The sequence below is a fragment of the Mycobacterium scrofulaceum genome (genome assembly GCF_001667885.1).
Classification (GTDB): Bacteria; Actinomycetota; Actinomycetes; order Mycobacteriales; family Mycobacteriaceae; genus Mycobacterium; species Mycobacterium scrofulaceum_C.
The window spans coordinates 14,525-39,076 of sequence record NZ_LZJW01000153.1; the positions used below are offsets into that span (position 1 = coordinate 14,525).

Here is a 24,552-nt window from a genome sequence, read left to right on the forward strand (position 1 = left end):
GTACGTTCGCCGCGATGGGCGCTCTGAGCCGAACCTCTTGAAGGAGCCGCGGCAGGGTGAAGACCGGACCAGGGGACGGATCGGCCGGCACAGCGCCGATTCTGCCGCGGATGATCGCCCGCTTCGCGGTGCCGATCGTCCTGTTGTGGCTGGGCCTCACCGCACTCCTCAATCTCGCCATCCCGCAGCTGGAAGCGGTCGGAAAGGCCCACTCGGTGTCGCTGAGCCCGAAAGACGCGGCCGCCGTTCAGGCCATCAAGCACATCGGCCAGGTATTCGGTGAGTTCGACTCCAACACCGCGGTCACGATCGTGCTGGAAGCCGACAAGCCCCTCGGCGCCGACGCGCACCGGTTCTACAGCGAGCTGATGCGCAAGCTCTCGGCGGACACCCGGCACGTCGCGCACATCCAGGACTTCTGGAGCGACCCGCTGACCGCGGCGGGATCGCAAAGCGCGGACGGCAAGGCCGCGTACGTCGTCGTGTACCTGGTCGGCAACAACGAAACGCAGGCATACAACGCGGTTCACGCCGTCCGGCACGACGTCGACGGCACGCCGGCGCCGCGCGGGGTCAAGGCGTACGTCACCGGCCCGTACGCGCTGATCGCCGACCAGACCGAGGCCGGCGACCAAAGCGTCGCCAGGGTCACCTTGATCACCACGTTGGTGATCGCGGCGATGTTGCTCTTCATCTACCGCTCCGTGGCCACCATGGTTCTCGTGCTGCTCATGGTCGGCATCGACCTGGGCGCGATTCGCGGTGTCGTCGCATTCCTGGCCTACCACAACGTTTTCGGGCTTTCGACCTTCGCCACCAACCTGCTCACCCTGCTGGCCATCGCCGCCAGCACGGACTACGCGATCTTCATGCTCGGCCGCTACCACGAGGCCCGCTACGCGGGTGAAGACCGAAAAGCCGCGTTCTACACCATGTTTCACGGGACCGCGCACGTGATTCTGGGCTCGGGCCTGACCATCGCCGGCGCCATGTACTGCCTGAGCCTGGCCCGGCTGCCGTATTTCAAGACGCTCGGCGCTCCGTGCGCCATCGGCATGTTGGTTGCGGTCTTCGCCGCGCTCACGCTCGGGCCCGCGGTGCTGGCCACCGCCGGCTCGGTCAAGCTCTTGGATCCCAAGCGAAGGCTGAACACCCGGCGCTGGCGCCGAGTGGGCACCGCGATCGTGCGCTGGCCCGGTCCGGTGCTCGCCGCGACGTGCGCGGTGGCGTCCATCGGCCTGCTAGCGCTGCCGAACTACCAAACGACTTACGATCTGCGCGGATTCATGTCCGCCAACATGCCGTCCTTGATCGGGGACGCGGCCGCGGGCCGGCACTTCTCGCGTGCCCGGCTGAACCCCGAGGTGCTGTTGATCGAATCCGACCACGACATGCGCAATCCGGTGGACATGCTGGTGCTCGACAAGGTCGCGAAGGCCATCTTTCACAGCCCGGGCGTCGCGCAGGTGAAGGGCATCACCCGGCCGCTGGGAACGCCCATCAGGCACACGTCGATTCCGTTCATCCTCAGCATGCAAAGCGTGATGAATGCCGAGAACATGCAATTCATGAACGGCCGACTGAACGACATGGTGATCCAGGAGCACGCGATGGACGCCTCGATCGAGGCGATGCAGCGCATGTATCGACTGATGGGCGAAATGGTCGACGACACCGCCGATATGGATCGGCTCACGCACGACATGTCGGACATCACCGACACCATCCGGGATCACTTTTCCGACCTCTCGGATTTCCTCCGACCCATCGGCAGCTATTTCTATTGGGAGAGGCATTGTTTCGACATCCCCGTGTGCTGGGCAATACGGTCGGTATTCGACACCTTCGACAACATCGATCAGCTCAGCGAGAAGCTGCAATTCCTCGCCAAGGACATGGACGTCCTGACCAACCTTTTGCCGCAGATGCGCGCGCAGCTGCTGCCGATGCTGTCGACGATGACGATCATGCGCGACATGCTGGTCGTCTGGCACGGCACCCTCGCGTCCTTCGGCAAGGAACAGGAGATGAACAGCAAAGACCCCGGCGAACTGGGCCGGGTCTTTGAGGCCGCTCACGTCGACGAATCGTTCTACCTACCGCAGTCGGCCTTCGAGAGCCCGGACTTTCAGCGGGTCCTGAGGATGTTCCTGTCTCCCGACGGCAAGGCGGCCCGCTTCATCGTCTCCCTGGAAGGGGATCCCGCCACGCCGGAGGGCATCTCGCGCGTCGAGCCGATCCAGCGGGCGGCCAGGGAGGCCATCAAGGGAACCCCGGTGCAGGGCGCGGCGATCTCGATGGGCGGTGTGGCCGCGACGTTCAAAGACCTGCAGGAGGGCGCCCTCTACGACCTGCTGATCGCGGTCGTCGCCGCGATCAGCCTCATCTTGATCATCATGCTGATCGTCACCCGCAGCGTGATCGCCGCCGCGGTCATCGTCGGGACGGTGCTGCTGTCCCTGGGGTCGTCGTTCGGCCTGTCCGTGCTCGTCTGGCAGGACCTGCTCGGCGTCGACTTGTACTGGCTGGTGTTGGCGATGTCGGTGATGCTGCTGTTGGCGGTCGGATCGGACTACAACCTGCTGCTCATCTCCCGGCTCAAAGAGGAGATCGGCGCCGGCCTGAACACGGGCATCATCCGCGCGATGGCCGGCACCGGCGGAGTGGTGACCGCCGCCGGCATGGTCTTCGCGGTCACCATGTCGCTGTTCGTGTTCAGCGATTTGCGCATCATCGGCCAGATCGGCACCACCATCGGCCTGGGCCTGCTCTTCGACACCCTGATCGTGCGCTCGTTCATGACGCCGTCCATCGCCGCGCTGCTCGGACGCTGGTTCTGGTGGCCGCAACCCGTGCGCCCGCGGCCCGCCAGCCAGATGCTGCGGCCCTACGCGGCCCGCCGCCTGGTGCGCGCCCTGCTGCTCACCCCCGCCGACAAATCCCCTGACGCGGCGCGGCGCTAGGCCGCACCCCGTGGCCTGGCCGCCGGTGCACCCAGTGCGGCGGCGGCGGCCGCGACGGTCAGGATCAGGACGACGACGACCGGCCAGATGGCGGAGTGCTTCTGGGCGATCCCGCCGAGGGCGGCTCCAAGCGCCGTGGTTTCGACGGCAACCAGCGTCGAGCAGAAACCGATCAGCGTGCCGCGGTGGGGTTCGGCGGCGACCACGCCGATCCACGCTATCGCCGCGGCGAAGACGGCCTGGGCCGCCACCGTCGCCAGCAGGAACACCGTGCCGTAGGCCCACGTGTGGGGCCACTGCCCGCACGACTCGGCCACGATGGACAGCACGGCGGCGACGGCGCTGAGCAGGGCACTGCCCAGCATCATGCCGCGCACCCCGAACAGCTGGTAGACCTTGCGCCACAACGCGGAACCGATGACCAGTCCGCTGCTGGAAAGGAACGCCAGCACGTGCAAGCTGCCCCTCAGTTGCGCGGTACGCAGGGCGTAGAAGGTGGTGCCCAGCGTGACGGGGGCGAACAACAGGTACGTGATCACGTAGCGGCGAAACCACGGCTGGGTGCGAGCGAGCCCGAAGCCCTGCCGGTAGGTGGGGCGCGCGGACATCCTCGGGGCGGTCGGAGCGGAGCGCGCCGGGCCGACGAACAGCGCCGCGAAGCCGGCCGCGGCCAGTCCGAACGCGCCCAGGCACAGCAGATCGCGGTGCAGCGCCATCTTGTCGCCGGTGGCCAACCCCGGCACGACGAACAGCGCGGCGATCGTGGCCACCACCGAAGCGATGGCCCCCTGGATCATCAACAGCTTCAGCGCCGACCCACCGGAGGCCGTGTCGGGGTAGGCGACGTTGGAGACCGCGACCAGCACTCCGCCACCGGCGCTGGTCAGCAGGAACACGGCCGCCGCCAGCAGGCCGTTCCACGGAATCACCGAATCGCACAGGATCAACGCGGCCGCACTCGCGGCCATCGCCGCCAGCAGCAGGTGCCGCATCTGGCCCACTCGCCGCAGCACCGCCGGTGACACGGAATTGCCGACGATGGAGCCGAGGCCGTACGCCGGGAACAGCAGCGCGGCCAGCCAGGTCAGCCCAAGGTGTGCGCAGATGAAGGGCAGCACCACAGCCCCGTTGCTGAACTGCATCCCCGCCGTGTAGAACGCCCCCTGCGAAGGCAGGCGCGGGAACGGGTTCGTCTGCGCTGCAGCCCCCTCCAACATCACGGCCATGAACCGACTTTATGGTCGCTGAGCAGGCAGAACTATCCTCCGATCGGATACCACCGGACGAATTGCGTGTCCCCCGATCGGGGGAACGGGCGGCGGTCTAGCCGGCCGCGAGGATCCGGTTCACCTCGTAGGCGGCCAGCGACACCTCCCGGGCGCGCGCGGTACTCGGCTCGCCGGAGAACCGCGACACGGCGTTGCAGAGCCAGGCGAGCGCGGAACGCAGCTCGCCACCGGGTGCGGCGTCACGGTGCGCCTGCAGCTCGGTCAACACCTGGTCGAGCCCGGAGCGGCGCACCTGCGTCGCCTTCTCGACCTGCTTGATCAGCTGTTTCAACGGTCGCGGGCCAGCCGCGCCGCCACCATCGCGGGAACCCCGCAGCCGAGACCACAACCCACCGTTTGGAATAGCCGCAAGTGTAGGGCGTCGGCACGCCCCTCGACGACCGGGGCGGGGCGACCGTCCCGCAACTTGTGCCCCACCAGTCACAGCGCGGCTCCCTCGAATCGCGCCCGCGATCGCCTAATGTGCACAAGCAATGGACTTCCTACGCCCCGCGTCGTGCCTGGCAGCGGCCCTTTTCGTGGCGGCCGCCCCGGCGGCCTTCGCCGCGCCGATCGCCGGCGCCGAGCCCGGCGCCGAGCCCAACGCCGCCACCGCCAATTGCCCCTTCAAGGTGAACACCCCGCCCGCGGTCGACTCGTCGGAGGTTCCGCAGGCCGGCGAACCGCCGATCCCGCTGGCGGTGCCGCCGAAGCCGGTCGGCGGCGAGGCGCTGGGCAGTTGCGGCATCGTCGCCGCCCCCGACACGCCGCCGCTGCCGACCGACGTCTCCGCCGACGCGTGGTTGGTGGCCGACCTGGACAGCGGCGCGGTGGTGGCGGCCAAGGACCCGCACGGCCGTCACCGCCCCGCCAGCATCATCAAGGTGCTGATCGCGATGGCGTCCATCAACGCGCTCAACCTGAACAAGTCGGTGCCCGGCACCGCCGACGACGCGGCCGCCGAAGGCACCAAGGTCGGCGTCGAGGAAGGCGGGGTGTTCACCGTCAACCAGCTGCTGCACGGCCTGCTGATGCACTCCGGGAACGACGCCGCGCACGCGCTGGCCATGCAGCTCGGCGGCATGCAGCAAGCCGTCGAGAAGATCAACGTGCTTGCCGCCAAGCTCGGCGGCAAGGACACCCGGGTCGCGACGCCGTCGGGGCTGGACGGCCCCGGCATGAGCACGTCGGCCTACGACATCGGCCTGTTCTACCGCTACGCCTGGCAGAACCCCACCTTCGCCGACATCGTCGCGACGCGCACGTTCGACTTCCCCGGCCACGGCGACCACCCCGGCTACGAACTGGAGAACGACAACCAGTTGCTCTACAAGTACCCCGGCGCCTTGGGCGGCAAGACCGGTTACACCGACGACGCCGGCCAGACCTTCGTGGGCGCCGCCAACCACAACGGGCGCCGCCTGATGGCCGTGTTGCTGCACGGGACGCGGCAGCCGATCGCCCCGTGGGAGCAGGCGGCGCACCTGCTGGACTACGGCTTCAGCACGCCGCAGGGCACCCAGGTCGGCAACCTCATCGAACCCGATCCCTCGCTCGCGCCGGCCAAACGCGACAGCGCCGCCGACCGGCAGGGCAACGGCGCCGAGGCGGCCGCGCTCATCCCCTCGGCGGACGCGCTGCCGGTCCGGGTGGGCGTCGCCGTCATCGGAACGATCATCGTGTTCAGCCTGATCATGGTGGCGCGCGCAATGAACCGCCGGCCGCAGCACCGTTGACCGTAGAAGTTTGCTGTGGCACCGTCTTGCGGATGAGTGAAGTCCTGTATGAGGACCCCGGCCTCAGGCTCGACGAGGACGGCATCACCATTCGGCGCTACTACTTCCCGTTTGCCAACCCGAAGCGGATCGCGTACAGCGACATCCAGGGCGTCAAGTCCAAGCAGATGACCTGGAACAGCGGCAAGGGGCGCATCTGGGGCGCCGGCGACCCGCGCTACTGGTTCCCGCTGGACCTCCGCCGGGGCCGCAAGCAAACGCTTCTGGTGTTCGACGTCGGGCGCCGGGTGCGGGCATGCATCAGCCCCGACGACCCGGACCGTGTCATCAAGGTGCTGCGCGATCGGCTGCGGACCGGCAAAGCCACATAACGATTATTTGAAAGCCCCAATGCTTTAGCGCACCGACGGTAGCCTCTAACTCGCTAACGCAACCAAACATCGAATTGTTATTGCGACTCGGGGCAAAGCGCGAGGGTAAAAATGAATTCGGTCACCAGAGCCGTGAAGCGAATGTGGTTGCTGCTGGCCGTCATCGCCATTGCCGCTGTCGCGGCATTCGGTATCTATCGCCTGCACAGCATGTTCGGTGTTCACGGGCACCCGGTCGTCAGGGTCAAGGCCGATCTCGAGGATCCATTGTTCGACCCGAAACGCGTGACCTATGAAGTCTTCGGCCCCGCCGCGACCGCGAGGATCGCCTATTTGGATCCCGACGCGCGCGTGCAACGGCTGGAAAACATTCCGCTGCCGTGGTCGCAAACGCTGACGACGACGCTGACGTCGGTCACCGTCAACCTGTTGGCGCAAAGCGACGGCGGCGAGATCGGCTGCCGCATCATGGTGAACGGCGCAACGAAGGACGAGCGGTCCGAGACCGGACCGAAGGCGCTCACCTTCTGCCAGGTCAACGCCGGATGAGCGAGCCGACCGCCGGTCCCCCGCGGTTTCCGCAGCTGATCCGCCGGTTCGCGGTGCCGATCGTCCTGTTGTGGCTGGGGCTCACCGCCGTCCTCAACATCGCGATCCCGCAGCTGGAAGCGGTCGGCAAAGCGCACTCGGTTTCGATGAGCCCCGCGGGCGGCGCTTCCATCCAGGCGCTCAAGCGCGTGGGCAAGGTGTTCGGCGAGTCCGGCTCCGACAACGTCGCCACGATAGTGCTCGAGGACACCAAGCCCCTCGGCGACGACGCCCACCGCTTCTATAGCCAACTGTTGCAACGCCTTTCGGCCGACACCAAGCATGTCGCGCACATCCAGGACTTCTGGAGCGACCCTTTGACCGCGGGCGGATCGCAAAGCCCCGACGACAAGGCCGCCTACGTCGTGGTCTACCTCGCCGGCAAAAGCGAAACCGCGGCGTACAACTCGGTGTACGCCGTGCGGCACATCGTGGACACCACACCGAAGCCGCCGGGGCTCAAGGCGTATGTGACCGGCATGACGGCGATGATCGCCGATCAATCGGAGGCCGGCGACAAAAGCATCGCGAGGGTCACCCTGATCACCGGTGTGGTGGTCGCGGCGATGTTGCTCTTCATCTACCGGTCCGTGATCACCACGATTCTCGTCCTCGCCATGGTCGGGATCGAGCTGGGCGCGATTCGCGGGGTGGTCAGTTTCCTGGTCTCGCACAACGTTTTCGGCCTCTCCACCTTCGCGGTGAACCTGCTCACGCTGCTGGCCATCGCCGCCAGCACGGATTACGCCATCTTCATGCTCGGCCGCTACCACGAGGCCCGCTACGCGGGCAAGGATCGAGAAGCCGCGTTCTTCGCCATGTTTCACGGGACCGCGCACGTCATCCTGGGCTCCGGCCTGACCATCGCCGGCGCCATGTATTGCCTCAGCTTCGCCCGGCTGCCGTACTTCAAGTCGCTCGGCCCGCCCTGCGCGGTGGGCATGTTGGTCGCCGTGCTGGCCGCGCTGACGCTCGGACCGGCGGCGCTCACCGTCGCCAGCTTCTTCGGGTTCTTCGACCCCAAACGGAGGATGGCCACCCGGCGATGGCGCCGGGTGGGCACCGCGATCGTGCGCTGGCCCGGCCCGGTGCTGGCGGCGACCTGCGCGGTGGCGTTCATCGGGTTGCTGGCCCTGCCCAGTTACCGCACGACCTACGATCTGCGCGGATTCATGCCGGCAAGCATGCCATCGCTCGTCGGGGACAGGGCCGCGGGCCGGCACTTCTCGCAGGCCCTGCTGAACCCCGATGTGCTGTTGCTCGAAACCGATCACGATATGCGCACCCCGGTCGACATGCTGGTCCTGGACAAGGTCGCCAAATCCATTTTTCACAGCCCCGGAATCGCTCAGGTGAAATCGATAACCCGGCCGCTGGGAACGTCGATCAAACACACCTCGATCCCCTTCATCATCAGCATGCAAGGCGTCTCCAATGCCGAGAACATGCAATTCATGAAGGACCGGTTGGACGACATGGTGGTGCAGCAGCAGGCCATGACCGTGTCCATCGAAACCATGAAGCACATGTACGACCTGATGGGACAGATCGTCGACAACACCGTCGACATGGACCGCCTGACCCACGACATGTCGGACACCACCGACACCATCAGGGATCACCTCGCGGACCTGTCGGATTTCCTCCGCCCCATAGGCAGCTATTTCTATTGGGAGCGGCATTGTTTCGACATCCCCGTGTGCTGGGCGATCCGGTCGGTGTTCGACACGTTCGACAACGTCGACCAGCTGAGCCAGAAACTGGAGGGCCTCGTCAAGGATCTCGACGTGCTCACCCGGCTGCTGCCGGAGATGCGGGCGCAGATGCTGCCGATGATTTCGACGATGACGATCATGCGCGACATGCTGGTCGTCTGGCACGGCACCCTGTTGTCCTTCTATAAGGAACAGGACATGAACAGCAAGGACCCCGGCGCGATGGGCCGGGTCTTCGACGCCGCTCAGGTCGACGACTCGTTCTACCTGCCGCAGTCGGCCTTCGACAACCCGGACTTCCAGCGCGGCCTGAAGATGTTCCTGTCTCCGGACGGCAAGGCGGCCCGCTTCATCATCGGCCTCGACGGCGATCCCTCGACGCCCGAAGGCATCTCGCGCGTCGAGCCGATCCAGCTGGCGGCCAAAGAGGCCATCAAGGGGACCCCGCTGCAGGGCGCGGCGATTTCGATGGGCGGCACCGCCTCGACGTACCGGGACATCCAAGAGGGCGCCTTCTACGATCTGCTGATCGCCGGGGTGGCCGCCATCAGCCTCATCTTGATCATCATGATGCTGGTGACCCGCAGCCTGATCGCCGCGCTGGTCATCGTCGGGACGGTGCTGGTGTCCCTCGGCTCCTCCTTCGGCCTGTCGGTCCTGCTGTGGCAGGACATCCTGGGCATCGACCTGTACTGGCTGGTGCAGGCGATGTCGGTGATCCTGCTGTTGGCGGTCGGGTCGGACTACAACCTGCTGCTGATCTCCCGGCTCAAAGAGGAGATCGGCGCCGGCCTGAACACGGGCATCATCCGGGCGATGGCCGGCACCGGCGGAGTGGTGAGCGCCGCCGGCATGGTCTTCGCGGTGACGATGTCGCTGTTCGTGTTCAGCGATTTGCGCATCATCGGCCAGATCGGCACCACCATCGGCCTGGGCCTGCTCTTCGACACCCTGATCGTGCGCTCGTTCATGACGCCGTCCATCGCCGCGCTGCTCGGGCGCTGGTTCTGGTGGCCGCTACGGGTGCGGCCCCGCCCGGCCAGCCAGATGCTGCGGCCCACCGGGCCACGACGGCTGGTGCGCGCCCTGCTGCTCACGCCCCCCGAGAAATCCCCTGAGGCGGCGCGGCCCTAGGCGGCCTGCAGGCTCAGCGCCGGCGCCATCGCCGTTTGCGGCCGCTCCGGGCTCGCCACGGTGCGCATGCGGCGCACGACCGCCCGCGGCGCCTCGGACGCCGGCGCGCCGAGCGAAACCAGGACGGAGGCGCCGGTCAGCGCCAGCATGACGACGTCCGGCCAGATCGTGCCGTGCATTTGGGCGATCGCGCCGAGGGCGACTCCCAGCACCGCCGACGCGACGTTGTACAGCGTCGAGGCGAAGCCGATCAGTGTCCCCCGGTGCTCTTCGGCGGCGACGACACTGATCCACGAGACGCTCGAGGGGAAGATGGCCTGCGCGGCCACGGTCGCCAGGAAGAAGGCCGTGCCGTACGCCCACGCGTGGGACCACTGGCCGCTCGACTCGGCCGCCATGCACAGCACGATGGCGGCGACACTGAGCAGGGCGCTGCCCAGCAGCATGCCGCGCACGCCGAAGATGCGGAAAGCCCTGCGCCACAACGTGGAACCGAGGACCAGCCCGACGCTGGACAGGACGATCAGCACGTGCAGGCTGCCGTGGTGGTGGGCGGCGCGCAAGGTGTAGAAGAAGGTGCCGAGGTTGACCGGAGCGAACAACAGGTACGTGAGCACGTACCGGCGGAACCACGACTGGGACCGGGCGACCGCGAAGCCTTGGCGGTAGGTGTCCCGCACGGACATCCGGCTGGTGACCGAAGCCGATCGCATCGGCCCGACGAACAGCGCCGCGATGGCGGACGCGGCCAGACCGACGGCGCCCAGCCACAGCAGGTCGCGGCGATAGGCCATTTGGTTGCCGTGCGCCAGCATCGGCACGACCAACAGGGTGACGCCGGTGGCCAGCACCGACCCGATGGCCCCCTGGATCAGCAACAGTTCGCCCCGCCGCGACGCCGACAGCTTGTTGGACACCAGGTCGGGGTAGCCGACGCAGCCGATCCCGACGACGATTCCGCTGACCACGCACGTCAGCAGGAACACCGCGGCGGTCAACATGCCCGTCCAGGGAATGAAAGCGTCGAGCATGAGCATGGCCGCCGCGGTCGCCCCGACGGCCGCCAGCAGCAGGTGGCGCATCCGGCCCGACCGCTGCAGGACCGCCGGCGAGATCGAATTTCCGGTGAGCGCGCCCATTCCGTACGCCGGGAAGATCAGACCGGCCGCCCAGCTGAGGCCCTGGTGCGCGCAGATCACGGGGAGCACGACGGCGCAATTGCTGAGCTGCATCCCCGCGGTGTACAGCGTGCCCTGCGACAGCAGCCGCCCGAACGGGCTTTTCTCCGCCGGGGCCGGTGCCAATGTGATCGACATAACAAAAGAATGTAGGTCCGGTCAAGAGTGGGAAACATCCACCGATCGGACGCCGCGGGTGGAATTGTGGGGTCCCCCGATCGGGGGACAACGAGCCCACTGAGGACCCGGGGCGCACGCGGAGCGCGACACTAAACTCACGCAGATGACCAACGCCCGGCGCGGCCTACCGGTCGCGTTGACCGCCGCGAGCGTGGGCCTCATCTACGGCTACGACCTGTCCATCATCGCCGGCGCGCAGCTGTACGTCACCGAGGACTTCGGGCTGTCCACGCGCCAGCAGGAACTGCTTACGACGATGGTGGTGATCGGGCAGATCGCCGGGGCGCTCGGCGCGGGCGTGCTGGCGAACGCGATCGGCCGGAAGAAGTCGGTGGTGCTGCTCCTGATCGCCTACGCGGCGTTCGCCCTGCTGGGCGCGCTGTCGGTTTCCCTGCCGATGCTGTTGACGGCCCGCCTCCTGCTCGGCCTGACGCTGGGCGTGGCCGTGGTGGTGGTGCCGGTGTATGTAGCGGAGTCCGCCCCGACCGCGGTGCGCGGCTCGCTGCTGACGGCCTATCAGCTCACCATCGTGAGCGGGCTGATCGTCGGATACCTGACCGGTTACCTGCTCGCCGGATCGCACAGCTGGCGCTGGATGCTGGGGCTGGCCGCCGTGCCCGCGATCGTGTTGGTGCCGTTGCTGATTCGCGCGCCCGACACGGCGCGGTGGTACGTGCTCAAGGGCCGCCTCGACGAGGCCCGCCGCGCCCTGCTGCGCGTCGAGCCCACCGCCCGCGTCGACGAGGAACTCGCCGAGATCGGCCGCGCGCTGAACGAGGGTGGCGGCGGCTGGTCGGAGATGCTGCGGCCGCCGTATTCGCGCGCCACCGCCTTCGTGATCACGCTGGGCTTTCTGATCCAGATCACCGGCATCAACGCGATCATCTACTACAGCCCACGGATCTTCGCGGCCATGGGCTTCACCGGAAACTTCGCGCTGCTGGGGCTGCCGGCCCTGGTTCAGGTCGCCGGGCTGGCGGCCGTGGGCGCGTCGCTGCTACTGGTCGACCGGCTGGGCCGGCGCCCAATCCTGTTGTCCGGCATCGCCATGATGATCGCCGCCGACGTCGTGCTGATGGCCGTGTTCGGGCGTGGCACCGGCGGGGCGATCCTCGGATTCGCCGGCATCGTGCTGTTCATCATCGGCTACACGATGGGCTTCGGCTCCCTGGGCTGGGTCTACGCCAGCGAAAGCTTCCCGTCCCGGCTGCGGTCCATCGGGTCGAGCACGATGCTCACCTCGAACCTGGTGGCCAACGCGATCGTCGCCGCCGTCTTCCTCACCATGCTGCATTCGCTCGGCGGCGCGGGGACTTTCGCGGTGTTCGCGGCCCTGGCGGTGGTCGCGTTCGTCGTCGTCTACCGGTATGCGCCGGAGACCAAGGGCCGCCAGCTCGAGGAGATCCGGCACTTCTGGGAAAACGGCGGCCGATGGGAATGATCGCCGCGGGCACGATGGTGCTCGACGGGTGGGTCCGCCGGCCGGGATGGCTCGAGACGGACGGGCCGCGGATCCTGGCGTGCGGCGCCGGGTCCCCGCCCCGTCCTGCCGACGCCGACTTCCCCGACGGCACCGTGGTGCCCGGCTTCGTCGATATGCACGTGCACGGCGGCGGCGGGGCGTCCTACACCGACGGCCCCACCGACGGTGACGGCATCGCCGGCGCGGCGGAATTCCATCTGCGGCACGGCACCACGACGACGCTCGCCAGCCTGGTGACCGCCGCGCCGGCGGAGTTGCTCGCCGGGGTGCGCGCGCTCGCCGCAGCAGCCCGGCGCGGCACCATCGCCGGCATCCACCTGGAGGGGCCGTGGCTGAGCCGGGCCCGCTGCGGCGCGCACGACCCCGCCCAGCTGCGCGCCCCGGATCCCGCCGAGATCGACGCCGTGCTGGCCGCGGGCGGTGGCGCGATCCGGATGGTGACGCTGGCCCCCGAGCTGCCCGGTGCCGACGAAGCGATCCGGCGCTTTCGCGGCGCCGGAGTCGTTGTGGCGGTGGGGCATACCGACGCCATCTACGAGCAGGCCGAACGTGCCATCGCGCTGGGCGCCACGGTCGGCACCCACCTGTTCAACGCGATGCCGCCGCTGCACCACCGCGAGCCGGGGCCGGTGCTCGCCCTGCTGCGCCACCCCGGGGTCACCGTCGAGCTGATCGCCGACGGCGTGCACGTGCACCCGGCCGTCGTGGACGCGGTGATCGCGGCCGCCGGGCCCGACCGGGTCGCCGCGGTCACCGACGCCATCGCCGCGGCCGGCCGCGGAGACGGGGCGTTTCGCCTGGGCGCGGTGGCGCTCGACGTCGTCTCCGGTGTCGCGCGGGTGCGCGGGACGTCGACGATCGCGGGCAGCACCGCCACCATGGACCGGCTGTTTCGCAACATCCACGCCGACGCGGGCCTCGCGGCCGCGGCGCTGACGACCTCAGGGACCCCGGCGCGGGCGCTCGGCCTCGAGCGGGTGGGCTGCCTGCGCGCCGGTTACGACGCGAATCTTGTTGTGCTGGACGGCGATCTGCGGGTGGCGGCGGTCATGCTCGCCGGCCGTTGGCGGGTGGGTGGCTAACGCCGCCGCCGCGTCACGCGCGAAAGGGCCAGCGCGCCAACGGCTCCCATGGCCATCGCGGTCAGCGTCTGGCGGGTGCTGATCCCGTCGTCCGGTTGCACGCGCGGGGCGATGATCGCGGGCGGGGGCGGGGCGATGCGGCGGGTGCGCGGGTGATCGGAGGCCGTCGCCGCCCACGCCGTGCAGAAGAGCACGAGATACGAGGTGATGTAGGCGAACACCATCAGACCCAGCACCGGGCCGAAGGTGGCGCCCGCGGGGCTGCGCAGCACCGCCCGCAGGTACAGCGATCCCACCTGCTTGAAAGCCTCGAACCCGACCGCCGCCATCAACGCGGCCCGCATCGAATCGGTCAGGCTGACCTTCTCGCGCGGCAGCCGCGCGATCATCCAGGCGAACAGCAACCACGACACCGCCGTCGAGATCACGATCGACAGCAGCCAGAAGAGCCAGTCGAATACCACCAGTTGCGGTAGGCCAAGCCATTTGAGCAACGCCGTCAACGGCGCGTCGTGGCCGATCGTGGTTAAAGCGACGGTGGCCATGATCACCGCGAACGTCCCGAGCATGGCCAGCAGATCGGAGAGCTTGTTGCGCACGAAGCCGGGCGACTCGATGCGCTCGTCCCACCACATCTCCGTCAACGCCTGCCGCAGATGCGATATCCAGCCCAGACCCGCCCAGAGCGCGGTGGCCAAGCCGATCACACCCACCGACGCCCGCGCGGCGATCGCGGAGTTCATCAGGTTTAGCAGCTGGTCCCCCAGCGCGCCGGTCACCTGGGACCGGATGTGGTCGTCGATCGTCTTCAGCAACTCCGGGCGCCGGGCCAGGATGAACCCGAAGGCCGCGAAACCGACCATTAGCAAAGGAAACAACGCGAAGATCGTGTAGTAGGTCAGGCCGGCCGCGAAGAACCCGCCATTGCGGTCGTCGAAGCGCTGATAGGCGCGGACGACGTGGTCCAGCCAGCCGTGCCGGGCCCGCAGCCGGTCGAGGAGGCCTGCCTTGGCCGGCTCGCTCATGATGAACTCATCCTCGCTGCGGAAGGAACCCCAGCCGATCGTAGACCCGCCGAACGGTTTTGCCGGCGACATCCTCGGCGCGCTCCGCCCCGGCCGCAAGCACGCCCTCCAATTCGGCTGGGTCGGCCAGTAATTCGTCGACGCGGGCCTTGATCGGGCCGACGAACTCGACGACCGCCTCGGCGGTGTCCTTCTTCAGGTCGCCGTAACCCCGCCCGGCGTAACCCTCGACGAGCTTGTCGATGCCCACGCCGGTGACCGCCGACTGGATGGTCAGCAAGTTCGACACGCCCGCCTTGGCATCGGTGTCGAAGCGGATCTCGCGCTCGCTGTCGGTGACCGCCGAACGAATCTTCTTGGCGGACGCGGCGGGATCGTCGAGCAGGTTGATCAAGCCGGCGTCGGTGGCCGCGGACTTGCTCATCTTCGACGTCGGGTCTTGCAGGTCGTAGATCTTGGCGGTGACCTTGGGGATCAGCAGGTCGGGCACCACGAACGTGTCGGGGAACCGGCTGTTGAACCGCTGCGCCACGTCGCGCGCCAGCTCGAGGTGCTGACGCTGGTCCTCGCCCACCGGAACCAGCTCGGCGTCGTAGGCCAGGACGTCGGCGGCCTGCAGCACCGGATAGGTGAACAGGCCCACGGTGGTGGAGTCGCCGCCCTGGCGGGCCGACTTGTCCTTGAACTGCGTCATGCGCGAGGCCTGGCCGAAGCCGGTGAAGCAGCCCAGCACCCAGGCCAGCTGCGAGTGGGCGGGCACGTGGCTCTGCACGAAGATGGTGCTGCGGGCGGGGTCGATGCCCAGCGCCAGGTACTGGGCGGCCGTAACCAGGGTCCGGCGGCGCAGCGCCTCGGGATCCTGGGGGATGGTGATGGCGTGCAGGTCGACCACGCAGAAGAAGCACTCGTGATCGTCCTGCAGCCCGACCCACTGCGTGATCGCACCCAACGCGTTCCCCAGGTGGAGCGAGTCGGAGGTGGGCTGCACGCCGGAGAAAATCCGGCCGGATCCGGTAGCGGTGCTCATGATGCACCGATCTTTTCACGCGGGCCGTTGCGGGCACCCGCCACCGCCAGTGTGCGGCTAGCTTCACACTCGCCGCCGAGTGTGCGGCCAGCTTCACGCTCGCGAGCGGGCGGCGCCCCACCCGCGTCCCGCTCGCTTGCGGTACCGGCGGTACCGCATTTAATGTCGGCGGTATGGGGAGCAAGAGGACGAACAGCAACACGGGGACGCGGCCGCCTATCCACCTCGGTTCGGGCGAGCCGGTGCTGCTGCTGCACCCGTTCCTGCTGTCCCAGGCGGTCTGGGACGACGTCGCCCGCCGGCTGGCCGACACCGGACGGTATGAGGTGTTCGCGCCGACGATGGCGGGCCACAACGGCGGGCCCCCCGCGGGGACCTGGTTTTTGTCGTCGGCCGTCCTGGCCGACCACGTGGAGCAGCAGCTGGACGAGCTGGGCTGGGACACCGCCCACATCGTGGGCAATTCGCTGGGCGGCTGGGTCGCGTTCGAACTCGAGCGGCGCGGCCGGGCGCGCAGCGTCATGGGCATCGCCCCCGCCGGCGGCTGGACGCGATGGAGCCCGGCCAAGTTCGAGGTGATCGCCAAGTTCATCCTGGGCATCCCGCTGCTGGTGCTCGCCTGGCTGTTCGGACCGAAGGTGATGCGCCTGCCGTTCAGCCGTCAGCTGGCCACCTACGCGATCAGCGCACGGCCCGACGGGGTCACCGACGAGCAACTGCTCGGCTGCATCGACGACGTGGCCCACTGCCCGGCCTACTTCCAGCTGCTGGTCAAGTCGCTGCTGCTGCACGGCCTGCAGGAGCTGGCCGAGAACGCCGTGCCCGCGCACCTGGTGATCTGCGAAAAGGACCGGATCGTGCCCGCACCGCGGTTCAGCAGGCATTTCACCACGCACCTGCCCGACGACCACCAGGTCACCGAGCTCGACGGCGTGGGACACATCCCGATGTTCGAGGCGCCCGAGCGGGTCGCCGAACTGATCATCGAGTTTCTCGACCAATGCACCGCCGAGAGCCGGGGCGCCAACCCCTCGGCTAGCTGACCAGCTTCTTTTCCAGGTTTTCGGCGATCGAGTTGAGGAACTCCTCGCTCTGCTGCCATTCCTGGTCCGGCCCGATGAGGATGGCCAGGTCCTTGGTCATCTTCCCGCTCTCGACCGTTTCGACGACCACGGTCTCCAGCGTCTGCGCGAACTCGATCACCTCGGGGGTGTCGTCCAGCTTGCCCCGGTGCTGCAGCCCGCGCGTCCAGGCGAAGATCGAGGCGATCGGATTCGTCGACGTCGGCTTGCCGGCCTGGTACTGGCGGAAGTGCCGGGTGACGGTGCCGTGCGCGGCCTCGGCCTCCACCGTCTTCCCGTCGGCGGTCATCAGCACCGACGTCATCAGCCCCAGTGAGCCGTAGCCCTGCGCGACGAGGTCGGACTGGACGTCACCGTCGTAGTTCTTGCAGGCCCACACGTACCCGCCCTCCCACTTGAGGCAGGCGGCCACCATGTCGTCGATCAGCCGGTGCTCGTAGGTCAGCCCCTCGGCCTCGAACTTGTCCTTGAACTCCTCGTCGTAGATGCGCTGGAACTCGTCCTTGAACATGCCGTCGTAGGCCTTGAGGATGGTGTTCTTCGTGGACAGGTACACCGGCCACTTGGCGTTCAGGCCGTACGCCAGCGAGGCGCGCGCGAAGTCCCGGACGGATTCCTTGAAGTTGTACATCCCCATCACGACGCCGCCGTCCTCGGGAATGGACACCACCTCGTGCACCATCGGCTCGCTGCCGTCGGACGGCGTGAACGTGATCGACACGGTGCCGGGTTTGTCGACCTTGAAGTTCGTCGCCCGGTACTGGTCGCCGAACGCGTGCCGGCCGATCACGATCGGCTTTGTCCACCCCGGCACCAGGCGCGGCACGTTGGAGATCACGATCGGCTCGCGGAAGATGGTGCCGCCCAAAATGTTTCGGATGGTGCCGTTGGGCGACAGCCACATCTTCTTCAGGTTGAACTCGGAGACGCGGGCCTCGTCGGGGGTGATCGTCGCGCACTTGACGCCCACGCCGTGCCTCTTTATGGCGTACGCGGCGTCGATGGTCACCTGGTCGTTGGTGCGGTCACGGTTCTCGATACCGAGGTCGTAGTAGTCCAGGTGGATATCCAGGTGCGGCAAGATCAGCAGGTCTTTGATGAACTTCCAGATGACCCGGGTCATCTCGTCACCGTCGAGCTCTACAACCGGGCCCTTGACCTTGATCTTGTCGGTGGACATCGGGTCAACTCCCTATCTCGCGGCCCTTGAAGCTTACGAGCTGTGCGAAGCGTCCAGCGCTTCATTGAACGTCTTGCTCGGCCGCATCACTGCCGTCGTCTTCTCGCTGTCCGGGTAGTAGTACCCACCGATGTCGACGGTCTCGCCCTGCGCCTTGGCGAGTTCGGCCACGATGGTGTCTTCGTTGCGGCTCAACTCGTCGGCCAGCGCGGCGAAGTGCTCGCGCAGCTCCTCGTCGTCGGATTGCGCGAGTTCTTGCGCCCAGTACAGCGCCAGGTAGAACTGGCTGCCGCGGTTATCGAGTTCCCCGGCCTTGCGCGACGGGCTCTTGTTGTTCTCCAGCAGCTTGCCGATCGCGGCGTCCAGCGTCTTGCCCAGGATCTTGGCCCGCGGGTTGTCGGTCTTGATGCCGATGTCTTCGAAACACGCTCCCAGAGCCAGGAATTCACCGAGGGAGTCCCAGCGCAGGTGGTTCTCTTCGAGCAGCTGGTGGACGTGCTTGGGCGCCGAACCGCCCGCCCCGGTCTCGTACATACCGCCCCCGGCCATCAACGGGACGATGGACAGCATCTTGGCGCTGGTGCCCAGCTCCAGGATCGGGAACAGGTCGGTGAGGTAATCGCGCAGGATGTTTCCGGTCACGGCGATGGTGTCCTGCCCGCGCATCGCGCGCTCCAGCGTGTACCGCATGGCCCACACCTGCGGCATGATCTGGATCTCCAGGCCCTCGGTGTCGAGCTCCTTGAGGTAGGCCTTGACCTTCTTGCGCAGCTCGACCTCGTGCGGCCGTTCGGTGTCCAGCCAGAAGACCGCCGTCATGCCGGAGTTTCGCGCCCGGGTGACCGCCAGCTTGACCCAGTCCCGGATCGCTTCGTCGGTGACGATCGGCATCCGCCAGATGTCGCCCTCCTCCACGTTCTGGGTGAGCAACACTTCCCCGCTGTCGATGTCGACGATGTTGGCGACGCCGTCTTCGGGGATCTCGAAGGTCTTGTCGTGCGAGCCGTATTCCTCGGCCTGCTGCGCCATCAGGCCGACGTTGGGGACGGTGCCCATCGTCGTCGGATCGAACTGCCCGTGGGTCTTGCAGAAGTTGATGATCTCTTGGTAGATGCGGGAGAAGGTCGACTCGGGGTTGACGGCCTTGGTGTCCTTCTGCCGCCCGTCGGCGCCCCACATCTTGCCGCCCGCGCGGATCATCGCCGGCATCGACGCGTCCACGATCACGTCGCTGGGGGAATGAAAGTTGGTGATGCCCTTGGCCGAATCGACCATCGCCAGCTCGGGGCGGTGTTCGTGGCAGGCGTGCAGGTCGCGGATGATCTCCTCGTGCAGGGAGGCGGGCAGCGACTCGATCTTGTTGTAGAGGTCGACCAATCCGTTGTTGACGTTGACACCGAGCTCGTCGAAGAGCTCCTGGTGCTTGGCGAACGCGTCCTTATAGAAGACCTTGACGGCGTGGCCGAACACGATCGGGTGCGAGACCTTCATCATCGTCGCCTTGACGTGCAGCGAAAACATCACGCCGGTCTCGTAGGCGTCCTGCATCTGTTCCTCGTAGAACTCGACCAGGGCCTTCTTGCTCATGAACATGGAGTCGATCACGTCGCCGTCGCGCAGCTCGACCTTGGGCTTGAGCTCGAGGGTCTCCCCGCTCTTGGTCTCCAGCACCATCTTCACGTTGCGGTCGCGGTCCAGCGTCATCGACTTCTCGCCGTGATAGAAGTCGCCGTGCCGCATGGTGGCGACGTGGGTGCGCGAAGCCGGCGACCACGCCCCCATGCTGTGGGGATGCTTGCGCGCGTACTCCTTGACCGCCTTGGGCGCGCGACGGTCCGAGTTGCCTTGCCGCAGAACCGGGTTGACCGCGCTGCCCAGGCACTTGCCGTAACGGGCCCGGATTTCCTTGTCCTCGTCGGTCTTCGGGCTCTGCGGGAAGTCCGGGACCTTGTATCCCTTGTCCTGCAGCTCCTTGACGGCGGCGATCAGCTGGGGCACCGAGGCGCTGATGTTCGGCAGCTTGATGATGTTGGTATCCGGCAGCTTCGTCAGCTCGCCCAGCTCGCCCAGGTTGTCCGGAACCCGCTGCTCTTCGGTCAGCTCGTCGGGAAACTCGGCGAGGATCCGGGCGGCCACAGAGATGTCACTGGTCTTGATCTTGATGCCCGCCGGCTCGGCGAAGGCGCGCACGATCGGCAGGAACGCGTAGGTCGCCAGCAACGGCGCTTCGTCTGTCAGTGTGTAGATGACGGTCGGTTGTTCGGCGCTCACGGTCCCTCTTCCCGGCGTCAAAATCCTCGAATATCGGTCAGATCTCTGGGGGGCTCAGCGTTCTTCCTGCCACGTTATCAAGGGCGTTTGGACAGGTGTCGACCTGCCGTTGGCGTCCAGTTGGCACAGTAAGCTAATCTTCGTATTGGTCATGAGCGCCAGCATCAAGCCCCGGCTTGCTGGCCGGCAACCCTCCAACCGCGGTGGGGTGCCCCGGGTGATGACCAGGTTGAGTAGCCATAGCACCGGCTATCCGGCAAGCGCGGGTCCGCCATGACGGGCCCCTGAGCCAGACAGGGGAAGCTTTCCATGAGCGATGCCATCAGCACCGACAGCGATCCGACCGCGAGCTGGTCGTTTGAGACCAGGCAGGTGCACGCCGGTCAGCACCCGGACCCGGCCACCAACGCCCGCGCCCTGCCGATCTACCAGACCACGTCGTACACGTTCGACGACACCACCCATGCCGCCGCCCTGTTCGGGCTGGAGGTGCCGGGCAACATCTACACCCGGATCGGCAACCCGACCACCGACGTCGTCGAGCAGCGCATCGCCGCCCTCGAGGGCGGTGTGGCCGCGCTCTTCCTGAGCTCCGGACAGGCCGCTGAGACCTTCGCCATACTGAACCTCGCGTGTGCCGGAGATCACATCGTCTCCAGCCCGCGGCTCTACGGCGGCACCTACAACCTGTTCCACTACTCGCTGGCCAAGCTCGGCATCGAGGTCAGCTTCGTCGACGATCCCGACGATCTGGACTCCTGGCAGGCAGCGGTGCGGCCCAACACCAAGGCGTTCTTCGGCGAGACCATCTCCAACCCGCAGATCGATCTGCTGGACATCCCCGGGGTGGCCAGGGTGGCCCACTCCAACGGGATACCGCTGATCGTCGACAACACGATCGCGACGCCGTACCTGATCCAGCCGTTCAAGCACGGCGCCGACGTCGTGGTGCACTCGGCCACCAAGTACCTCGGCGGGCACGGCTCGGCGATCGCCGGTGTCATCGTCGACGGGGGCACCTTCGACTGGACGCAGGGCCGCTTCCCCGGCTTCACCACGCCCGACCCGAGCTACCACGGGGTGGTGTTCGCCGAACTCGGGCCGCCGGCCTACGCGCTCAAGGCGCGGGTGCAGCTGTTGCGCGACCTCGGGTCGGCCGCCTCGCCGTTCAACGCCTTCCTGGTTGCCCAGGGCATCGAGACCCTGAGCCTGCGCGTCGAGCGGCACGTCGCCAACGCGCAGCGGGTCGCCGAATTCCTCGAGGGTCACGACGGCGTGCTGTCGGTGAACTACGCGGGCCTGCCAAGCTCGCCGTGGCACGAGCGCGCGAAGAAGCTGGCGCCCAAGGGAACCGGCGCCGTGCTGGCCTTCGAGCTGGCCGGCGGCGTCGAGGCCGGCAAGGCGTTCGTGAACGCGCTCAAGCTGCACAGCCACGTCGCCAACATCGGCGACGTGCGCTCACTGGTGATCCACCCGGCGTCCACCACGCACGCCCAGCTGAGCCCGCAGGAGCAGCTGGCCACCGGCGTGACGCCGGGGCTGGTGCGGCTGGCCGTCGGGATCGAGGGCATCGACGACATCCTGGCCGACCTGGAGCTCGGTTTCGCGGCGGCCCGCAAGTACGGCGCGAACGCCGAGACCTCGGGCGCCGACCCGCAAGCCGTGGCGGCGTTCTAAGGGCCCGGGCATGACGATCTCCGACGTTCCCACCCAGGCGCTGCCCGCCGAGGGCGAGATCGGCCTGGTGCACATCGGCTCGCTGACCACCGAGAGCGGCGCGGTGATCGACGATGTGTGCATCGCCGTTCAGCGCTGGGGCGAGCTGTCGCCGACTCGCGACAACGTGGTGGTGGTGCTGCACGCGCTGACCGGTGACTCCCACATCACCGGACCCGCCGGACCCGGTCATCCCACCGGCGGCTGGTGGGACGGGGTTGCCGGGCCGGGCGCGCCGATCGACACCGACCGCTGGTGCGCCGTGGCCACCAACGTGCTGGGCGGTTGCCGCGGCTCCACCGGACCCAGCTCGCTGGCCCGGGACGGAAAGCCTTGGGGCTCAAGGTTTCCGATTATCTCGGTGCGCGACCAGGTGGAGGCCGACATCGCCGCGCTTTCCGCGCTGGGAATCAACGAGGTCGCCGCGGTTGTTGGTGGGTCCATGGGCGGCGCAAGGGCCTTGGAGTGGATGGTCGGTCACCCGAGCCGGGTGCGGGCCGGGCTGCTGCTGGCGGTCGGCGCCCGCGCGACCGCGGACCAGATCGGCACTCAGACCACGCAGATCGCGGCCATCAAGGCCGACCCGAACTGGCAGGGCGGCGATTACCACGACAGCGGCCGCACCCCGGACACCGGCCTGACGATCGCCCGGCGCTTCGCGCATCTGACCTACCGCGGGGAGACCGAGCTCGACACCCGGTTCGGCAACGACAAGCAGGGCGGCGCGGACAGCCGCTACGCCGTGCAGAGCTACCTGGAGCATCAGGGCGACAAGCTGGTGGCCCGCTTTGATGCGGGCAGCTACGTGACCCTGACCGAGGCGCTGAACAGCCACGACGTCGGCCGGGGACGCGGCGGTGTGCGCAAGGCCCTGACCGGTTGCCCGGTGCCCGCCGTGGTCGGCGGCATCACCTCCGACCGGCTCTACCCGCTGCGGTTGCAGGAGGAGCTTGCCGAGCTGCTGCCCGGCTGCGGCGGCCTGGAGGTCGTCGAGTCGATCTGCGGGCACGACGGCTTCCTGGTGGAATCCGAGGCGGTCGGCGAGCTGATTCGCAAGACGCTGGATCTGGCCCTCCACCCGGGCGAGGCCGAAGGCACGTGTCGGCGGTGACCCGCTCTCGCCATGACCGCTCGCTGTCGTTCGGGTCGGCGGCGGCCGCCTACGAGCGGGGACGCCCGTCGTATCCCCCGGAGGCCATCGACTGGCTGCTGCCGCGCGGCGCGCGCCAGGTGCTGGACCTGGGCGCGGGTACCGGCAAGCTGACGACCCGGCTGGTGGAACGCGGGTTGGACGTCGTCGCCGTCGACCCGATTCCCGACATGCTGGAGGTGTTGCGCTCCTCGCTGCCGGAGACCCGCGCGCTGCTCGGCACCGCGGAAGGGATTCCCTTGCCGGACAACAGCGTTGACGTGGTGCTGGTCGCGCAGGCCTGGCACTGGGTGGATCCCGAGCGCGCCATCCCGGAGGTGGCCCGCGTGCTGCGGCCGGGCGGGCGTCTGGGCCTGGTGTGGAACACCCGCGACGAGCGGCTGGGCTGGGTGCGGGAGCTGGGCGAGATCATCGGTTCCGACGGTGACCGCGGCCGCTTCGACGTCACGCTGTCCGAGTCGTTCAGCGAGCCGGAGCGCCACCAGGTCGAGTGGACGAATTACCTTACGCCGCAAGCGTTGATCGACTTGGTCGCGTCGCGCAGCTACTGCATCACCTCGCCGACCGAGGTCCGCACCAGGACGCTGGACCAGGTGCGTGAGTTGCTCGCCACCCATCCGGCGCTGGCGAATTCGACGGGGCTCGCGCTCCCCTACGTCACCGAGTGCATCCGGGCGACGCTGACCGGTTAGCTATGCCGCGTCGTCATCGTCGTCTTCACCGCGTAGCAGCTTCTCGGGGTGGTGGAAGGTGTTGGTGCGGGGTTGGCCGCGGTCGTGGTGTGGGGGTGGGATCCATTCGGTGTGGCCGGTGGTGTTTTTGCGGGTGCTCCAGCCGCCGGGTTTGAGCAGGCGGTGATGGGGTCCGCAGGCGAAGGTGAGGTCGTCGATGTCGGTGCGCCGGGTTTTGGCGTAGTCGGTGACGTGGTGGACCTCCGACAGGTAGCCGGGCACGGTGCAGCCCGGCGCTGAACATCCGCGGTCGTGGGCGTAGAGGACGATGCGTTGGCCGGGGGAGGCTAGCCGTTTGGTCTGGTAGAGGGCCACGGGTTTGGCGTTGTCGAAGACGGCCAGGTAGTGGTGCGCGTGGCGGGCCAGGCGGATGACATCGCTGATCGGCAGGCGGGTGCCCCCGCCGGTGCGGCCGGTGCCGGCGGCGGCCTCGAGATCTTGCAGCGTGGTGGTGATGATGATGGAGGCGGGTAAGCCGTTGTGCCGGCCGAGTTTTCCTGAGGCCAGTAGCGCCCGGTTGGCTGCCAGCAGTGCGTCGTGGTTGCGTTGGGCCGCCGAGCGGGCGTCGCGGTCGATCGCGTCTTGGCTGGGGGCGCCGTCCACGCAGGGGGTGTCGTCGGCCGGGTTGCACATGCCCGGGGCGGCGAGTTTGGCCAGCACCGCCTCGTGGGA

Annotated in this window: 18 protein-coding genes, 1 pseudogene and 1 riboswitch; of the genes and pseudogenes, 11 read left to right on the forward strand and 8 right to left on the reverse strand. The window is 67.8% G+C overall.

The features are described from left to right. Nucleotides 1-110: 110 nt before the first annotated feature. Nucleotides 111-2,963: an RND family transporter gene (locus A5681_RS22435; protein WP_067280681.1), complete on the forward strand. Its 2,853-nt coding sequence runs from the start codon at nt 111-113 to the stop codon at nt 2,961-2,963. A gap of 23 nt (nt 2,964-2,986) precedes the next feature. Here the strand turns inward: A5681_RS22435 and A5681_RS22440 are convergent. Both A5681_RS22440 and A5681_RS22445 read right to left on the reverse strand, forming a co-directional pair. Then, nucleotides 2,987-4,189 (reverse strand): annotated as a pseudogene (locus tag A5681_RS22440) (MFS transporter); the annotation flags it as partial. 97 nt (nt 4,190-4,286) lie between these two features. Further along, nucleotides 4,287-4,523: a hypothetical protein gene (locus tag A5681_RS22445; protein ID WP_197498693.1), complete on the reverse strand. Its 237-nt coding sequence runs from the start codon at nt 4,521-4,523 to the stop codon at nt 4,287-4,289. Nucleotides 4,524-4,725: 202 nt separating this feature from the next. On the opposite strand from A5681_RS22445, the gene A5681_RS22450 reads away from it, so the two are divergent. From A5681_RS22450 to A5681_RS22465, 4 genes are all read left to right on the forward strand, one after another. Further along, the gene (locus A5681_RS22450) at nt 4,726-5,967 is read left to right on the forward strand and encodes a D-alanyl-D-alanine carboxypeptidase family protein (protein WP_067280690.1); all 1,242 of its coding nucleotides are present in this window, start codon (nt 4,726-4,728) and stop codon (nt 5,965-5,967) included. A gap of 32 nt (nt 5,968-5,999) precedes the next feature. Then, nucleotides 6,000-6,338 carry a hypothetical protein gene (locus A5681_RS22455; protein ID WP_067280691.1) on the forward strand — a complete coding sequence of 113 codons (339 nt, stop codon included), beginning with the start codon at nt 6,000-6,002 and terminating at the stop codon, nt 6,336-6,338. 111 nt (nt 6,339-6,449) lie between these two features. Further along, entirely contained in the window at nt 6,450-6,887 is a 438-nt protein-coding gene (locus tag A5681_RS22460; protein ID WP_067280693.1) for an MmpS family transport accessory protein, read from the forward strand. Next, nucleotides 6,884-9,775, forward strand: coding sequence for an RND family transporter (locus A5681_RS22465; protein WP_067280695.1), 2,892 nt, complete (start codon nt 6,884-6,886; stop codon nt 9,773-9,775). Before A5681_RS22460 ends, A5681_RS22465 begins: the two co-directional genes overlap by 4 nt. Here A5681_RS22465 and A5681_RS22470 read toward each other — a convergent pair. Beyond that, the gene (locus A5681_RS22470; protein ID WP_067280697.1) at nt 9,772-11,091 is read right to left on the reverse strand and encodes a hypothetical protein; all 1,320 of its coding nucleotides are present in this window, start codon (nt 11,089-11,091) and stop codon (nt 9,772-9,774) included. The two genes, A5681_RS22465 and A5681_RS22470, sit on opposite strands and share 4 nt — an antisense overlap. Nucleotides 11,092-11,236: 145 nt before the next feature. Between A5681_RS22470 and A5681_RS22475 the strand changes: the two genes are divergently transcribed. Together A5681_RS22475 and nagA are read left to right on the forward strand one after the other, a co-directional pair. Continuing rightward, entirely contained in the window at nt 11,237-12,574 is a 1,338-nt protein-coding gene (locus A5681_RS22475) for a sugar porter family MFS transporter (protein ID WP_067280699.1), read from the forward strand. Beyond that, nucleotides 12,565-13,698 carry an N-acetylglucosamine-6-phosphate deacetylase gene (gene nagA, locus A5681_RS22480; RefSeq protein WP_067280702.1) on the forward strand — a complete coding sequence of 378 codons (1,134 nt, stop codon included), beginning with the start codon at nt 12,565-12,567 and terminating at the stop codon, nt 13,696-13,698. The genes A5681_RS22475 and nagA overlap by 10 nt, the downstream gene beginning before the upstream one ends. Here the strand turns inward: nagA and yhjD are convergent. After that, nucleotides 13,695-14,723: an inner membrane protein YhjD gene (gene yhjD, locus A5681_RS22485; RefSeq protein WP_067280703.1), complete on the reverse strand. Its 1,029-nt coding sequence runs from the start codon at nt 14,721-14,723 to the stop codon at nt 13,695-13,697. The two genes, nagA and yhjD, sit on opposite strands and share 4 nt — an antisense overlap. 7 nt (nt 14,724-14,730) lie before the next feature. After that, the gene (gene trpS, locus A5681_RS22490) at nt 14,731-15,750 is read right to left on the reverse strand and encodes a tryptophan--tRNA ligase (protein ID WP_067280711.1); all 1,020 of its coding nucleotides are present in this window, start codon (nt 15,748-15,750) and stop codon (nt 14,731-14,733) included. Between the two features lie 245 nt (nt 15,751-15,995). On the opposite strand from trpS, the gene A5681_RS22495 reads away from it, so the two are divergent. Beyond that, a complete protein-coding gene (locus tag A5681_RS22495) occupies nt 15,996-16,793 on the forward strand; it encodes an alpha/beta fold hydrolase (protein ID WP_067280726.1) in 798 nt (265 codons plus the stop codon). On the opposite strand, the gene A5681_RS22500 is transcribed toward A5681_RS22495, so the two are convergent. Both A5681_RS22500 and A5681_RS22505 read right to left on the reverse strand, forming a co-directional pair. Further along, nucleotides 16,786-18,012 carry an NADP-dependent isocitrate dehydrogenase gene (locus A5681_RS22500; protein ID WP_067280715.1) on the reverse strand — a complete coding sequence of 409 codons (1,227 nt, stop codon included), beginning with the start codon at nt 18,010-18,012 and terminating at the stop codon, nt 16,786-16,788. The two genes, A5681_RS22495 and A5681_RS22500, sit on opposite strands and share 8 nt — an antisense overlap. Before the next feature lie 33 nt (nt 18,013-18,045). Continuing rightward, nucleotides 18,046-20,283, reverse strand: coding sequence for an NADP-dependent isocitrate dehydrogenase (locus A5681_RS22505; RefSeq protein WP_067280718.1), 2,238 nt, complete (start codon nt 20,281-20,283; stop codon nt 18,046-18,048). A 147-nt stretch (nt 20,284-20,430) separates the two neighbouring features. Then, nucleotides 20,431-20,552, forward strand: a riboswitch (SAM riboswitch). A 40-nt stretch (nt 20,553-20,592) separates the two neighbouring features. Between A5681_RS22505 and A5681_RS22510 the strand changes: the two genes are divergently transcribed. Genes A5681_RS22510 through A5681_RS22520 form a run of 3 tightly spaced genes read left to right on the forward strand, consistent with a single transcriptional unit; the run spans nt 20,593 to nt 23,841 of the window. Next, complete coding sequence (locus A5681_RS22510) at nt 20,593-21,960, forward strand: bifunctional o-acetylhomoserine/o-acetylserine sulfhydrylase (protein WP_067280721.1); 1,368 nt, start codon at nt 20,593-20,595, stop codon at nt 21,958-21,960. Nucleotides 21,961-21,970: 10 nt separating this feature from the next. Further along, nucleotides 21,971-23,110, forward strand: coding sequence for a homoserine O-acetyltransferase MetX (metX, locus tag A5681_RS22515; RefSeq protein WP_067280724.1), 1,140 nt, complete (start codon nt 21,971-21,973; stop codon nt 23,108-23,110). After that, complete coding sequence (locus tag A5681_RS22520; RefSeq protein ID WP_067280728.1) at nt 23,107-23,841, forward strand: class I SAM-dependent methyltransferase; 735 nt, start codon at nt 23,107-23,109, stop codon at nt 23,839-23,841. The genes metX and A5681_RS22520 overlap by 4 nt, the downstream gene beginning before the upstream one ends. On the opposite strand, the gene A5681_RS22525 is transcribed toward A5681_RS22520, so the two are convergent. After that, a partial coding sequence (locus A5681_RS22525; RefSeq protein ID WP_156738103.1) for an HNH endonuclease signature motif containing protein occupies nt 23,842-24,552 on the reverse strand: 711 nt, incomplete at its 5' end. It lies immediately after the preceding gene.

Coding starts and splice junctions, on each gene's coding strand:
- A5681_RS22455 (WP_067280691.1), top strand. CDS start 6,000: ATGAGTGAAGTCCTGTATGAGGACCCCGGCCTCAGGCTCGACGAGGAC.
- A5681_RS22465 (WP_067280695.1), top strand. CDS start 6,884: ATGAGCGAGCCGACCGCCGGTCCCCCGCGGTTTCCGCAGCTGATCCGC.
- A5681_RS22435 (WP_067280681.1), top strand. CDS start 111: ATGATCGCCCGCTTCGCGGTGCCGATCGTCCTGTTGTGGCTGGGCCTC.
- nagA (WP_067280702.1), top strand. CDS start 12,565: ATGGGAATGATCGCCGCGGGCACGATGGTGCTCGACGGGTGGGTCCGC.
- A5681_RS22450 (WP_067280690.1), top strand. CDS start 4,726: ATGGACTTCCTACGCCCCGCGTCGTGCCTGGCAGCGGCCCTTTTCGTG.
- yhjD (WP_067280703.1), bottom strand. CDS start 14,723: ATGAGCGAGCCGGCCAAGGCAGGCCTCCTCGACCGGCTGCGGGCCCGG.
- A5681_RS22510 (WP_067280721.1), top strand. CDS start 20,593: ATGAGCGATGCCATCAGCACCGACAGCGATCCGACCGCGAGCTGGTCG.
- trpS (WP_067280711.1), bottom strand. CDS start 15,750: ATGAGCACCGCTACCGGATCCGGCCGGATTTTCTCCGGCGTGCAGCCC.
- A5681_RS22460 (WP_067280693.1), top strand. CDS start 6,450: ATGAATTCGGTCACCAGAGCCGTGAAGCGAATGTGGTTGCTGCTGGCC.
- metX (WP_067280724.1), top strand. CDS start 21,971: ATGACGATCTCCGACGTTCCCACCCAGGCGCTGCCCGCCGAGGGCGAG.
- A5681_RS22500 (WP_067280715.1), bottom strand. CDS start 18,012: ATGTCCACCGACAAGATCAAGGTCAAGGGCCCGGTTGTAGAGCTCGAC.
- A5681_RS22475 (WP_067280699.1), top strand. CDS start 11,237: ATGACCAACGCCCGGCGCGGCCTACCGGTCGCGTTGACCGCCGCGAGC.
- A5681_RS22470 (WP_067280697.1), bottom strand. CDS start 11,091: ATGTCGATCACATTGGCACCGGCCCCGGCGGAGAAAAGCCCGTTCGGG.